Source organism: Bhargavaea ginsengi (genome assembly GCF_900109165.1).
Taxonomy (GTDB): Bacteria; Bacillota; Bacilli; order Bacillales_A; family Planococcaceae; genus Bhargavaea; species Bhargavaea ginsengi.
In genome coordinates, this window is the sequence record NZ_FNZF01000002.1 from 158,058 (window position 1) to 172,445 (window position 14,388).

At 56.0% G+C, this 14,388-nt stretch carries 12 protein-coding genes; 1 reads left to right on the plus strand and 11 read right to left on the minus strand.

Annotated elements, in window-relative coordinates:
* Positions 1-158: 158 nt before the first annotated feature.
* From BMX91_RS05975 to mce, 3 genes are all read right to left on the minus strand, one after another.
* Positions 159-1,280 carry a M20/M25/M40 family metallo-hydrolase gene (locus BMX91_RS05975; RefSeq protein ID WP_092051087.1) on the minus strand — a complete coding sequence of 374 codons (1,122 nt, stop codon included), beginning with the start codon at positions 1,278-1,280 and terminating at the stop codon, positions 159-161.
* A 63-nt stretch (positions 1,281-1,343) separates the two neighbouring features.
* Entirely contained in the window at positions 1,344-2,891 is a 1,548-nt protein-coding gene (locus BMX91_RS05980; RefSeq protein WP_092051090.1) for an acyl-CoA carboxylase subunit beta, read from the minus strand.
* Between the two features lie 9 nt (positions 2,892-2,900).
* The gene (mce, locus tag BMX91_RS05985; protein ID WP_092051092.1) at positions 2,901-3,311 is read right to left on the minus strand and encodes a methylmalonyl-CoA epimerase; all 411 of its coding nucleotides are present in this window, start codon (positions 3,309-3,311) and stop codon (positions 2,901-2,903) included.
* A 129-nt stretch (positions 3,312-3,440) separates the two neighbouring features.
* Here mce and prli42 point away from each other — a divergent pair, with 129 nt between their 5' ends.
* The gene (gene prli42, locus BMX91_RS15720) at positions 3,441-3,536 is read left to right on the plus strand and encodes a stressosome-associated protein Prli42 (protein WP_157295552.1); all 96 of its coding nucleotides are present in this window, start codon (positions 3,441-3,443) and stop codon (positions 3,534-3,536) included.
* 396 nt (positions 3,537-3,932) lie between these two features.
* Here prli42 and BMX91_RS05990 read toward each other — a convergent pair whose 3' ends face one another.
* The 8 genes from BMX91_RS05990 to lpdA all read right to left on the minus strand — a co-directional run bounded on the left by BMX91_RS05990 (position 3,933) and on the right by lpdA (position 14,354).
* Positions 3,933-4,373 (minus strand): BrxA/BrxB family bacilliredoxin, encoded by a 441-nt coding sequence (locus BMX91_RS05990; protein WP_092052110.1) that lies wholly within the window; start codon positions 4,371-4,373, stop codon positions 3,933-3,935.
* Positions 4,374-4,443: 70 nt separating this feature from the next.
* Positions 4,444-5,487 (minus strand): methylmalonyl Co-A mutase-associated GTPase MeaB, encoded by a 1,044-nt coding sequence (gene meaB / locus BMX91_RS05995; protein WP_177168322.1) that lies wholly within the window; start codon positions 5,485-5,487, stop codon positions 4,444-4,446.
* 23 nt (positions 5,488-5,510) lie between these two features.
* Positions 5,511-7,667 (minus strand): methylmalonyl-CoA mutase, encoded by a 2,157-nt coding sequence (scpA, locus tag BMX91_RS06000; protein WP_092051097.1) that lies wholly within the window; start codon positions 7,665-7,667, stop codon positions 5,511-5,513.
* Positions 7,664-9,355: a methylmalonyl-CoA mutase family protein gene (locus BMX91_RS06005; protein ID WP_092051098.1), complete on the minus strand. Its 1,692-nt coding sequence runs from the start codon at positions 9,353-9,355 to the stop codon at positions 7,664-7,666. Before BMX91_RS06005 ends, scpA begins: the two co-directional genes overlap by 4 nt.
* A 198-nt stretch (positions 9,356-9,553) precedes the next feature.
* Positions 9,554-10,894 (minus strand): dihydrolipoamide acetyltransferase family protein, encoded by a 1,341-nt coding sequence (locus tag BMX91_RS06010; RefSeq protein ID WP_092051100.1) that lies wholly within the window; start codon positions 10,892-10,894, stop codon positions 9,554-9,556.
* Between the two features lie 20 nt (positions 10,895-10,914).
* Entirely contained in the window at positions 10,915-11,898 is a 984-nt protein-coding gene (locus BMX91_RS06015; RefSeq protein WP_092051101.1) for an alpha-ketoacid dehydrogenase subunit beta, read from the minus strand.
* Positions 11,898-12,905 carry a thiamine pyrophosphate-dependent dehydrogenase E1 component subunit alpha gene (locus tag BMX91_RS06020; protein WP_092051103.1) on the minus strand — a complete coding sequence of 336 codons (1,008 nt, stop codon included), beginning with the start codon at positions 12,903-12,905 and terminating at the stop codon, positions 11,898-11,900. The genes BMX91_RS06015 and BMX91_RS06020 overlap by 1 nt, the downstream gene beginning before the upstream one ends.
* Positions 12,906-12,926: 21 nt before the next feature.
* Positions 12,927-14,354: a dihydrolipoyl dehydrogenase gene (lpdA, locus tag BMX91_RS06025; RefSeq protein ID WP_092051105.1), complete on the minus strand. Its 1,428-nt coding sequence runs from the start codon at positions 14,352-14,354 to the stop codon at positions 12,927-12,929.
* Positions 14,355-14,388: the final 34 nt, after the last annotated feature.

Below are 14,388 nucleotides of genomic sequence, written 5' to 3' on the forward strand. Positions count from 1 at the left end.
TGTCCGGCTAAGTCCGCTATTCAGGCCGTAAGTCCGAAATCCGGATTGTAAGTCCGATACGATGCTTCTAAGTCCGATTTCGCGAACCTAAGTCCGAATTCTCAAACGTAAGTCCGAACCTATGTCTCCAAGTCCGAAGTCTGGCTGATCGCAGATCCTTACTGCTTAGCTGCAGTTTTCACGATTTCGACAAGCAGGTCGGAAAGTTTCTCCAGCTCTTCGACCGGCATGCGCTCGTTCGTCGTATGGATCTCCTCGTATCCGACAGAAAGTGTGACGGTCGGGACACCGAAGCCGTTGAAGATGTTGCCGTCGCTGCCTCCGCCGCTTGTCATGAGCTTGGGCTCACGGCCGATTCGCCGGATCGCGTCCATCGCCGTCTTCACGACCTGATCTTCCTCACCAAGCGAGAAGCCGGGATACATCAGCTGGACGTCCGTCTCGGCTGAGCCGCCCATCAGGCTTGCCTGGCGTTCGAACGTGCGGACCATGTGGGCGGCCTGCTCGTCGAGTTTGTCTTTGTTGATGGACCGCGCCTCGGACAGGATATGCACCTCGTCACATACAATGTTCGTCGCCTGACCGCCTTCGAAGCGGCCGATGTTCGCCGTCGTCTCGGAATCGATTCGCCCAAGAGACATGTTGGCGATTGATTTGGACGCGATGGTAATTGCGGAAACACCTTTTTCCGGAGCCACGCCGGCATGGGCGGTCTTGCCGCGTACGGTTGTTTTCAGCTTTGCCTGGAAAGGAGCCGCCGTCACAATGCCGCCGACTTTGCCGTCGGAGTCTACTGCGTAGCCATAATCCGCCCGGATCGCTGCCGGATCCAGCTCTTTTGCTCCGCGCAGGCCGCTTTCTTCCCCTGCTGTAATGATAAACTGGATGTCACCATGCGGGGTACCCTCTTCGCTGATGCGGCGCATCATCTCGAACAATGCGGCAATCCCGGCTTTGTCATCCGCGCCGAGGATGGTCGTGCCGTCCGAATAGATATAGCCGTCTTCCTTCAGCACCGGCTTGATCCCCTTGCCGGGCACCACCGTATCCATATGGCAGGTAAAGTAAATGGCATCCGCACCATCTGCGCTGCCTTTTTTCGTCGCGATCAGGTTGCCTGCCCCATGTCCTGAACGCGCTGCGGAATCGTCTTCCTTAACATCAAAACCGAGGTCTTCCATTTTCTCTTTCAGGATGCCGACGATCTCCCCTTCATGCTTCGTTTCTGAGTCGATCTGGACGAGCTCCATGAATTCATTGATCAGCCGTTTGTTTGTCATACAGCATGCCTCCTGTCAAATCCGAAAGCGCACCGCAAAAATCCGGTGCGCTTCCTGTATCCATTATAGCGGAATGTTGCCGTGTTTTTTCTTTGGACGATCTTCTTTCTTGTTCCGCATCATCTCGAGCGCCTGGATCAGCTTGATCCTGGTCTCTCGCGGATCAATGACATCGTCAACCATGCCGTGGCTTGCCGCGACATATGGGTTGGCGAATTTCTCTTTGTACTCGTCGATTTTCGCTGCGCGTGTCGCCTCAGGATCATCGCTATTGGCAATCTCCCTGGCGAATATGATGTTCGCAGCGCCCTGAGGGCCCATGACAGCGATTTCCGCATTTGGCCAGGCGTACACGATGTCAGCACCGATCGATTTCGAGTTGAGCGCAACGTAAGCGCCCCCGTATGCCTTCCGGAGAATGACTGTCATTTTTGGAACAGTCGCTTCCGAGTAGGCGTAAAGGATCTTCGCGCCGTGGCGGATGATGCCCCCGTGCTCCTGCTTGATGCCCGGGAAGAAGCCGGTCACGTCCTCGAATGTGATGATCGGGATATTGAACGAGTCGCAGAAACGGATAAACCGTGCCGCTTTATCCGATGAGTCGATATCAAGGCCGCCTGCCATGACTTTTGGCTGGTTGCACACGAGTCCGACTGACTCTCCCTTGATGCGGGCGAGTCCGACTACGATGTTACGCGCAAATTCAGGCTGGACTTCCATGAACGAATCCGCATCGACGACCTGGTCAATCACTTTCCGGACATCATACGGGCGGATTGTCTCAAACGGGACAATATCCGCAAGGTCCGGACGGTCATCTGCGTCCGTGCCGCCGTCGAGGCGTGGCGGCATCTCTTCATTGTTCTGCGGGAGATAGGAGAGGAGCCTGCGCACGTCTGTAAGGACTTCCTCTTCGCTTGCCGCGCGGAAATGGGCATTGCCGCTGATAGCGTTATGTACTTTTGAGCCGCCAAGGTCCTCGGAGGAAATCTTCTCTCCAGTAACAGTCTCGATGACTTTAGGACCTGTGATGAACATCTGGCTTGTCTGATCCGTCATAAAGACGAAGTCTGTAATGGCCGGCGAGTAAACGGCACCGCCTGCGCAAGGACCGAGGATGACGGAAATCTGGGGAATGACGCCGGAATAGATAGCATTCCTGTAGAAGATATCCCCGTAGCCGTCCAGTGAGACGACGCCTTCCTGGATCCTCGCTCCGCCGGAGTCGTTCAGCCCGATGAACGGGGCACCGTTTTTCGCAGCAAGATCCATCACATTCGCAATCTTCATCGCATGCATCTCACCGAGTGCGCCCCCGAAGACGGTGAAGTCCTGGGAGAACAGATAGACGGGACGGCCGTTCACTTTGCCGTAGCCGGTCACGACGCCGTCTCCCGGGCCCTTCATCTTATCCATGCCGAAGTCCTGGTTCCGGTGTGTGACAAACGGATTCAGTTCGACGAACGTCCCCTCGTCAAGCAGCAGATCGATGCGCTCGCGTGCGGTCAGTTTCCCCTTTTCGTGCTGCCGGTCTATTTTGTCATCCCCGCCGCCGAGTTCGATTTCACGTTTCCGGTCATACAATTCATTGATTTTGTCATAAATATCCATGATGAAATATCACTCCTGGTCTCCGGATTTGTCGCACAGTTCATAGAGAACGCCGTATGAGGATTTGGGGTGCATGAACGCCACCTGGGCACCGCCGGCCCCGGGAACCGGACCATCCGACAGCAGGCGGACGCCATGCTCACGGAGCTCTTCCATCCTCTCCCGGATACCCGTCACGCCGAACGCAATATGGTGGACGCCTTCTCCACGCTTTTCGATGAACTTGGCGACGGCGCTTGTGTCAGACACCGGCTCCAGCAGCTCCAGCTTCACGTTTCCGGCGTTCAGGAATGCCACCTTCAATCCCTGTGTGGGCACTTCCTCGATTCCGATGAGCGGAATTCCGAGCGTGTCCGTGTAATATGGAAGGACGGCATCGAGGTCTTTAACCGCGATGCCGATATGGTCGACCTTCTCCATTTCCCTTGCCCCCTTTGTTATGTATCCGATTACAATTGTACCGTTTCAGGGCGCAAAACTCTATATATTGCGCAAACGACCAAAAATCATTAAAATAAAGCCATCAGCAGTGAAGGAGCCAGAATAAAATTGAGCAATAAAAAATTTCAGAAAATCGTAATCTATACCATGGTCGCACTGATGCTTCTGTCAACCATCGCCATGGGACTCAGCCTGTTCATCTGACTACAGGAAACTAAATACAAAAAATCGCAGCGCCGTCAAACGGCTGCTGCGATTTTTGTTACTTAAAAAATTTCATGATTATTCCCGTGTCGGCCACGGCTAGCTCCAGCGCCCAGCAACTGGCAAACTTCACCCTTCTCCGCTGCGATAAGTCAACATCGGCCCGTTCCGCGCCTTGTTTCCTTTATCTCATTGCGAAGGGTTCCAGTTTGTACGTTGCTAAGCGGGCGCTGCGCTTTTGTTCCGGCTAGCTTCAGCGCCCAGCAACTGGCAAACTTCACCCTTCTCCACTGCGATAAGTCAACATCGGCCCGTTCCTCGCCGTGTTTCCTTTATCTCATTGCGAAGGGCTCCAGTTTGTACATTGCTAAGCGGGCGCTTGCGCTTTTGTTCAGATCAGACTTCCTTGCAATATTCCTCGAACATGCCCTGAAGATTGACGACGACAGACATCGGGTCGTGGCCCTCGATCTCGTGGCGGGGCACTTCGCCGACAACTTTCCCGTCCTTCACAAGCACGAATGACGGCGAAGACGGAAGGTGATCGTCACCGAAGTGCATGCGCGCCTGTGCCGTTGCGTCCTTGTCCTGTCCGGCGAATACTGTCACCAGGCTGTCCGGGCGCTTGTCGTAATGGACGGCATGCATGGCTGCCGGACGGGCGATTCCGCCTGCGCATCCGCACACAGAGTTGACCATGAACAGCGTCGTCCCTTCACGGTTGATCGCCGAATCCACTTCTTCCGGAGTCTTCAGCTGTTCGTAGCCGGAGGCTTCCATCTCGCTCCGCGCCTGGCGGATCATATCTTGCATAAACAGGTTCATATCCATGTTCATGACTGCATCCCCTTTCGGTTTATCCAAGAAAATCATAACAGGTCGGGACCTTTCCTGCAAAACCGGAGTCTCAGTCGCGGAATAATTCCTCAACCGCTGCGGTCACTGTGAGCCGGCCGTCAAGAATACGCCTCTCGAGGACACCGACCTGTTCTTTTCTGCCCTCTGACGCAAAGAACGTATCAATCAGCCGGTCCTCAATCGACTGGCGGAACCACGCCCTTAGCTGGTCACGGCGCCTTTTGTCCCATTCACCTGATCCGTACATGCTGTCACGAAAGCCGAGAATTGTCTCCCAGACGTCATCCAATCCGGTCCCGGCAAGCGAGGATACGGGATGGACGGTTGTCTGCCACCCCGGAGTGGCCGGCTGCAGCATGTGGAGAAACTGTTTGTACTCCCTCGCTGTCCGCTTTGCCGGAATGATGTTGTCGCCGTCCGCCTTATGGACGATGATGCCGTCCGCAAGCTCCATGATGCCTTTTTTGACTCCCTGCAATTCATCACCGGCACCGGTCAGCACGAGAAGGAGGAAAAAGTCCGCCATCCCCCTGACCGATGTTTCACTCTGCCCCACTCCGACCGTTTCGATGAGGATGACATCATAGCCCGCAGCTTCGCACAGCAGCATCGTCTCCCTCGTCTTCCGGTGAACACCTCCGAGTGTGCCGGAGGAAGGCGACGGGCGGATAAACGCGTTCGGATGGCGGGCCAATTCCTCCATCCTCGTTTTGTCTCCGAGAATGCTGCCGCCAGTGACGGTGGAGCTGGGATCGATCGCGAGCACCGCCACCTTGTGGCCGGCTTCGGCAAGCATGAGGCCGAATGCTTCGATGAACGTGCTCTTCCCGGCACCGGGCACCCCCGTGATGCCGATCCTGACACTATTCCCGGAATCCGGAAACAGGCCGAGGAGGAGTTCCTGTGCATCCTTGCGGTCTTCCGGCGACCGGCTTTCCAGAAGGGTGATGCCCTTTGCAAGCGCCAGCCTGGATCCGGTCCTGATCTCTTTTTCCAGATCTTCCGCAGGAACGGGCCGCCGTTTTTTGACAAATCGCTTTCTCGGACCCGCGGACATGCCGTCATGCGGCGGAACGCCGCCTTCGGTCCGCATGCGGGCCTGTTTTTCCCGTTCCGTCAATCGACGGCTTCCTCATAGCCGAGCTTGCTGTAGATGGCTTCGATGACTTTCTGTGCGGATACCGGGATGACGGTGCCCGGCCCGAAGATGGCGGCAACCCCCGCCTCGTAAAGGAAGTCGTAGTCCTTGGCCGGGATGACACCGCCGGCAAACACGACGATGTCCTCTCGCCCAAGTTTCCTGAGCTCCTCCAGCAATTCAGGGATCAGCGTCTTATGACCCGCGGCAAGCGAGCTTACGCCGACTGCATGCACGTCATTTTCTGCCGCCTGAAGAGCCGTCTCGGCCGGCGTCTGGAAAAGCGGACCGATATCGACGTCGAACCCGAGGTCGGCAAAAGCGGTCGCGACTACTTTGGCGCCGCGATCATGTCCGTCCTGGCCCATCTTCGCGACCATGATCCGCGGCCTGCGGCCTTCATTCTCAAGAAATTCGCCTGCCATTGTTTTTACTTCCTCGATCGCTTCAGTATCGGAGAAGTTGGAACTGTATACACCGCTGATCGACCGGATGACGGCTTTGTGCCGTCCGGATGCTTTCTCGATGGCATCCGAGATTTCGCCGATCGAAGCCCGGGCGCGTGCCGCGTCGACTGCAAGTTCAAGAAGGTTCCCTTCCCCGTTTTGCGCGGCTTCCGACAGTTTATCGAGCGCCATGCGGACAACCGCATCGTCGCGATCCGCTTTCATCTTCTCCAGGCGCTCGATCTGCTTGCGGCGCACTTCTGTGTTATCGATGTCGAGAATCTCAATCGGATCTTCCTGTTCCGGCCGGTATTTGTTCACGCCGATGATCGATTCCGCACCGGAGTCGATCTGTGCCTGGCGCCGAGCCGCAGCTTCCTCGATCTTCATTTTCGGCAAGCCGGTTTCGATCGCTTTAGCCATTCCCCCGAGTTCCTCGATCTCCCCGATCAGCTCCCACGCCCTCTCCATCAGCTCACCCGTCAGCTTTTCGACGTAGTAAGACCCGCCCCACGGGTCGATAACGTTCGTCATCAGGGTCTCTTCCTGCAGGAACAGCTGTGTGTTCCTGGCGATGCGTGCGGAGAAGTCCGTCGGAAGGGCGATCGCTTCATCCAGCGCATTTGTATGGAGGGACTGGGTATGGCCCATCGCCGCAGCGTTCGCTTCGATCAGTGTACGGGTGACATTGTTGAACGGATCCTGTTCGGTCAGGCTCCAGCCTGAAGTCTGTGAATGGGTGCGGAGCGCCAGCGATTTCGGGTTTTTCGGATCGAATGATTTCATCATCTGTGCCCAGATGCGGCGCGCGGCCCGCATCTTCGCGACTTCCATAAAGTAGTTCATGCCGATCGCCCAGAAAAAGCTGAGCCGGGGAGCAAAGGAATCGATGTCGATCCCGGCCTTGAGGCCGGTGCGGACGTATTCCAGCCCGTCCGCGAGCGTGTAGGCGAGCTCGATGTCCGCTGTCGCGCCTGCTTCCTGCATATGATAGCCCGAGATTGAGATCGAGTTGAACTTTGGCATATGCTTCGACGTGTATTCAAAAATATCCGCGATGATCCGCATCGACATCTCCGGCGGATAAATGTAAGTGTTCCGGACCATGTATTCCTTCAGGATGTCGTTCTGGATCGTTCCGGCCAGCTTTTCCGGGCTGACGCCCTGTTCTTCGGCGGCTACGATGTAAAAGGCCATGACAGGGATGACTGCGCCATTCATCGTCATCGACACAGACATCTGGTCCAATGGAATGCCGTCAAAGAGAATCTTCATGTCCTCGACGGAGTCGATGGCCACCCCGGCTTTGCCGACATCACCAGAAACACGCGGGTGGTCGGAATCGTAGCCACGGTGTGTCGCCAGGTCAAAAGCAACAGACAGGCCTTTCTGGCCCATCGCCAGGTTGCGGCGGTAGAATGCATTACTTTCTTCAGCCGTAGAAAATCCGGCGTACTGACGGACGGTCCACGGGCGGGATACATACATCGTCGGGTACGGACCGCGTGTGTTCGGTGCGATACCCGGCATGTCGGAAAGATGGCCAAGCCCTTCCAGTTCATTTCCCGTATAAGCCGGCAGAATGCCGATTCCCTCATAGGATTCTGCAGGTGTTCCTTCCGGAGACAGGTGTGTACTCCCTTTCAGGACTTTTTCCGGGTCGATTTTCTTAAAGTCTGGTTTGTTCATCGCTGCGTTCCCCCCTCAAGAATCCCTTTCACTTCTGTCAGCTTGTCCAGAATATCCTGTCCTCTGTAGTGGAAGCCATTGAGTCCGGCTTCCCGGAGTGATGCGGCAGTCTCATCAGGAAAACGTCCCGCAGCATCAAGGATGGTATCCGCAGGCTTGCCTTCCAGGACTCTGCGTACAGACTGCTCTGCCTGGTCACCCGGTGCGCAGAGGATGGCATAGCGTGGCTGTTCCGACTGCAGATAGCCCAGGGCTTCTTCAGCCGTCTCAAAAAGTGGAGAAAGCTCCGGACGGATGCCGCCGACAGCAAGCACACCCGCAGCGAAGTCAGCGACCGGCTTGACCGCTTTAAGCGTGCCGATACGGATCAGATGGACTGTACTTCCATGCAGTGCTGATCGGAGCGCTTCAAACGGTTCGGCAAACCGGCCTTTCGGTTCATCTGCACCTGAAGCCGGCTGCACCTGTTCTTCAGGGTCCGCATAAATATTCGTTCCGATCAGGGATTCTTTTCGCGCGGCAAAATTCCGGATGCGCGCTTCCTTTTTCTCTCCGAGCAGACGGTCAAGTGCACCGTCTGCGGCGAGGGCGCTGACGCCGCCCTGTTCTTCAAATTGGAGGAACAGTTCCCAAGCACCACGGTAAAGTGATTCCGTCAGAGATTCGATGTAGTAGGAGCCTCCGGCGGGGTCAAGCACCCGGTCGGCATGGGCTTCCTCCTTGAGAATATGCTGGACATTGCGCGCTACGCGCTCGGAAAAACCTGTGCTTCCCGTCAGGCTGTCGAGAGGCGCGACCATTATGCCATCCGCTCCGCCGATCGCGGCCGCAAAAGCTTCATTTCCGCTTCTGAGCAAGTTGACATACGGATCGGCCAGCGTGAAAGTCCGGAGTGAAGTCCGGGCAAGAACCGGAACTTGTGCCGGCTCCTGTTCCCCATATGCAGCAGAAAACGACTTAAACAGCAGGCGGAATGCGCGAAGCTTGGCAACCTCCGTGAAAAAGTGGGTGTCCACATCAAAGGTAAAGAACAGCTTCTTCGCCAATGCGCCGAAATCGTCTTCTTCCTCTGCGATTTCGGCCGCCATGGAAAGTGCTGCAGCAAGCTCCGTCACGGCATCTGCGCCTTTCATATGTACGGAACCCGTATCCACGGCAATGGTACGCAGTGTCGGGAAACGGCGTGAAAGATCCGCTGTCCTTTCCACGTCGGCATAGCCCGTGACAAGCGATCTGCGATCGTCCGGCACCCTGCCGAATACAGAAAGGAACGGATCGTCCGGGCTGCAGCGGATGTACACCGGCACTTCGGTGATGAGCGCTGACAGCTCGTCTAGGACTTTGCTGTCCGCTTCCTTTTCCCATCCGCCAGTATAGACGACAGCCCCGTTGCCCCTGCTCAGAGCCGATTTTGTCTTTTCCAGGTATGCGGCAGGTTCCGTTTCCGGAGTTTCCTGAAGCAGGGTCCAGTCTGCCCGGCCGATTCCTCCGCGGATGGCGTTAAGCCGCTCCTCCTGTCCTTCGGGGATATCGTTCGCCGTATAAAGCGGCTTCAGTATAATCCCTTCGGGTGTACGGGTTTCTAGCGATGCAAGCGGTTTCCCTTTTAGTGAAGCTTCGGCTGTTTCCCGCCACTCCCCGATGACGGGCGGTTCGAATGATGTCTGTTTCATCGTGTGGATCGTCATATGGCTCTCCCCCTTTGTGAATTGTGCCTATTTTCATTCTACCGGAGAACCGGATGCCTTGAAAGTTGAAATGCTATTCAATGGTGATGCCTGCCTGAACAAGCGAAATTCCACCGAAATCATACAGATTCATCCGCTTATTTTCTGTTGCAGGACAGAAAATAAGCCGGGTAGCGGAAAGCTTCCCGGCCAAGACGGTCAGTAGACCGACGTATTCTCACTTGTAATATTCTCAAGAATCTCCTTGACGCGTGCGAGGAACCGTCCTGCAACAAGGCCGTCCAGAACACGGTGGTCAAGTGACAGGCAGAGGTTGACCATGTCGCGCGCCGCGAACATGCCGCCGTCCATGATGACCGGACGCTTGACGATCGATTCCACCTGAAGGATCGCTGCCTGAGGATAGTTGATGATTCCCATCGACTGGACAGAACCGAATGAACCGGTGTTGTTTACCGTAAACGTGCCGCCTTGCATCTCCTCGGATTTCAGCTTGCCGCTCCGGACCTTGTCCGCCAGCTCCTTGATCTCCCGTGCGATGCCTTTGATCGTTTTTTCGTCGGCATCCCTGATGACCGGCACGAACAGGGCATCCTCGGTTGCGACTGCGATCGAGATGTTGATCGCCTTTTTCTGGATGATCTTGTCGCCCGCCCACATGGAGTTCATCATCGGGAATTCCTTTAGTGCCTGGGCTACCGCCTTCACAAAGAAGGCGAAATAGGTCACGCCGAAGCCTTCCTTGCCTTTGAACTCGTTTTTGATGGAATCCCGGTACTGGACGAGACCCGTCACATCGACTTCGACCATTGTCCAGGCATGCGGCGCTTCCTGTTTGGAACGCAGCATATTGCCCGCGATTGCGCGGCGTACACCGGATACCGGGATTTCGATGTCCCCTGCGGCCGTCTGGACACCCGCCGGCTGCCGCACCGGCTGTTTTGCCTGTGCGGGTGCAGCTTCAGGTGTTGCTTGCCCGGAATTGGCTTCTGCGGGTTCAGGCTGCCGGACATCTGCTTCCTTCGGAATATTCCCCGACTCGATCAGCTGCGTCAGATCCTTCCGGGTGATCCTGCCGCCCCGGCCGGAACCCTCGACCTGTGAAAGATCGATGCCATGTTCCTGGGAAAGTCGCAGCACGGCGGGTGAATACCTCGCGCCTGACGCATCGGCTTTGGCCGGAGTGGAAGACCCTCCGGTCCCCGACAGCTTTTCAGGCTGATCGGAGCCGGCAGCCGGCATCTCGTTTGAAGGTTCGCTTTCAGCGGGTGCGGCTTCCGCTTCAGCCGATGCGCCGCCTTCTGTCTCGATCGTGCAGACAGCTGCCCCGACTTCGAGTGTTTCCCCTTCATCGGCGAGGAGTTCCTTGATGGTTCCTGAGAAGGATGACGGGATTTCAGCCGTCACCTTGTCCGTATTGACCTCGGCGAGCGGATCGTACTTCTCGACCGTGTCACCCGGTTTCACGAGCCAGCGTTCGATGGTGCCTTCTGTCACGCTTTCGCCCAGCTGGGGCATGGTGATTGTCTGTTTCGCCACTTGTTAGCCCTCCGTCCGTATCAGAATTCCGCGAGATCGCGCATTGCTTTCTCGACCTTGTCCGGATTGATCATGAAGTATTTTTCCATTGTCGGTGCATATGGCATCGCCGGGACATCAGGGCCGGCAAGGCGCTGGATCGGTGCATCCAGATCGAACAGGCACTCTTCGGCGATAATGGCCGCCACTTCACTCATGATGCTGCCTTCCTTGTTGTCTTCCGTGACAAGAAGTACTTTGCCCGTCTTCGATGCAGCTTCGACAATGGCTTCCCGGTCTAGCGGATAAACCGTTCTGAGATCGAGGATATGTGCGGAAATGCCGTCTTCGGCTAGCCGTTCGGCTGCCTGCAGAGCGAAATGCACCGCCAGCCCGTATGTGATGACCGTGATGTCTTCGCCTTCGCGCTTGATGTCAGCTTTTCCGATCGGGATGGTGTAATCCTCGTCCGGAACTTCGCCTTTGATCAGCCGGTACGCACGTTTGTGCTCGAAGAACAGGACCGGATCGTCGTCGCGGATAGCTGCCTTCAGAAGACCTTTGGCATCGTAAGGCGTCGAAGGGATGACAATCTTGAGTCCCGGCTGGTTGGCAAATACCGCTTCCACGGACTGCGAATGATAGAGTGCGCCGTGGACTCCGCCTCCGAACGGGGCACGTACGACAATCGGGCAATGCCAGTCATTATTTGAGCGGTAACGGATCCGTGCCGCTTCCGAAATGATCTGGTTGACCGCCGGCATGATAAAGTCTGCAAACTGCATTTCAGCAATGGGTCGCATGCCATACATGGCCGCACCGATTCCGACCCCTGCGATTGCAGATTCGGCGAGCGGCGCATCAATGACGCGCTCTTCCCCGAACTGGTCATAGAGCCCCTGTGTCGCCTTGAAGACCCCGCCCTTTTTTCCGACGTCCTCGCCCAGGATGAAGACGTTTTCGTCACGCTCCATCTCTTCTTTCATCGCGAGCGTAATGGCATCGATATAAGAACGTACTGCCATTATTCATCCCCTCCTTGTTCCGCATACACGTATTTCAGCGCTTCTTCCGGTTCTGCATAAGGAGCTGCTTCCGCATAGTCCGTCGCTTCATTGACAGTCTGCTTCACGCGTTCTTCCATTTCCTTCTCTGTTTCCTCGTCCAGAACGCCAGCTTCCTTCAGATAAGCAGCAAACCGCGGTATCGGATCTTTCTCGCGCTCTGCCTTCAGGTCTTCATCCGAGCGGTACGCACGGTGATCGTCATCCGACGAGTGGGCAGTCAGCCGGTAGCAGATGGTTTCGACGAGTGTTGGGCCCTCACCTGAACGTGCGCGGTCGGCGGCTTCTTTGACGACTTGATAGACGGCAAGCGGGTCTGTTCCGTCTACTGTAAATCCAGGCATTCCGTAACCCGGCGCACGATCTGAAACATTTTCGCAGGCCAGCTGTTTCTCGAGTGGGACCGAGATCGCGTACTTGTTGTTTTCGACCATGATGATGGTCGGAAGTTTATGGACACCCGCGAAGTTGGCCCCCTCATGGAAGTCACCCTGGTTGGAAGACCCTTCACCCAGGGTCACGAAGGTGATGAAATCTTTTTTCTTGATCTTGCCTGCCAGTGCCACTCCGACCGCATGCGGCAGTTGTGTCGTAACAGGGGAAGATCCTGTGAGGATTCTGTTCTTTTTCTGGCCAAAATGGCCCGGCATCTGCCGGCCGCCGGAGTTCGGGTCCTCGGCTTTTGCGAAGGCACTCAGCATCAGATCCTTCGGCGTCATGCCGAAATGGAGGACGACGCCCATGTCCCGGTAATACGGGGCGATGTAGTCTTTTTCTGCATCAAGCGCGAATGCCGCGCCGACCTGGGCAGCTTCCTGGCCCTGGCAGGAAATGACGAACGGGATCTTGCCTGAGCGGTTCAGCAGCCACATGCGTTCATCGAGCCTTCGGGCAGTCAGCATCGTCTCGTACATGCGCAGAACATCCTCATTGGAAAGGCCAAGCTGTTCATGACGGTTGTTGGTCATCTTTCGGTTTCCCCCTCTTGTTTACATATGGATGGCCTTGCCGTCGACGGCAAGTGCCGCCTCACCCATCACTTCACTCAGGGAAGGGTGCGGGTGGACAAGGGACGCGACTTCCCAAGGCGTTGCATCGAGCACTTTCGCAAGTCCCGCCTCAGAAATCATATCGGTGACATGCGGCCCGATCATATGGATGCCGAGGATATCATCGGTTTCCTTGTCGGCAACGATTTTCACGAAGCCTTCGGACTCCCCGTGGACCAGTGCCTTGCCGATGGCCTTAAACGGGAATTTCCCGATTTTCACAGAGAATCCCCGTTCTTTGGCCTGCTGCTCCGTGATGCCGACCGATGCCGCCTCCGGACTCGAATAGATGCACTTTGGCACCATGTCGGGATCGACGGGATGTGCATCAGTCCTGGCGATATGCTCGACCGCCGCTATCCCTTCGTGGGAAGCCACATGGGCAAGCTGGAGACCGCCGATCACGTCCCCGATCGCATAAATATGGGACTCCTTTGTCTGGTACGTGTTTTTGACTTTGATGAAACCGCGATCCAGCTCAATATCGGTGTTTTCCAGTCCGATTCCTTCAGTGTTGGCCTGCCGGCCGACGCTGACAAGCACCTTTTCCGCGGTGAACGTTTCCGTACCTTCGCCGATTTTCGCGTCAATGGAGACGGAGCCTGTGTGTTTATTCAGGGAGTCGGGAAGCACTTCTGCGGAAGTCACAAAACGGATGCCTCGTTTTTTCAGCAACTTCTCCATTTCCCGTGAAATGTCCGCATCCTCTGTCGGAAGGATCCTGTCGGCATATTCGACGACAGTGACATCCACGCCGAAGTCATTCAGCATGGATGCCCACTCGATTCCGATGACACCGCCACCGATAATAACGATTGATGTAGGCAACTGTTCAAGAGCAAGCGCTTCGTCTGATGTCAGGACGTCCTTCCCGTCTATTTGAAGGCCTGGAAGCGAACGCGGCCTGGAACCTGTTGCAACAATTACGTTTTGGGGGATGAGGATGTCATTTTCCCTTCCGTCCTCGTATTCGACCGAAATCGTGCCGGGCATCGGAGAAAAGATGGACGGTCCAAGAATCCTTCCGATGCCTTCATATACATCGATCTTCCCTTTTTTCATCAATCCCCGAACCCCGTTGTGCAGGCCGTCGACAATCGATTGCTTGCGCTGCTGCACCCGGTCGAATGCAAGTGAAACCTTACCGGTAACGACACCGAATGAATCGGCTTCATCTTTGGCAAGACGGTACACTTCCGCACTGCGGAGCAACGCTTTGGATGGGATACAGCCGCGGTGAAGGCAGGTGCCTCCGAGCTTGCCCTTTTCCACCACAGCGGTCTTCAGGCCAAGCTGAGCGGAACGGATGGCGGCGACATAGCCGCCTGTGCCGCCTCCAAGAATGACGACATCATATTCAAGAGCCATTGGATGGCCTCCTTTTTTCTATGGATCTGCAAGT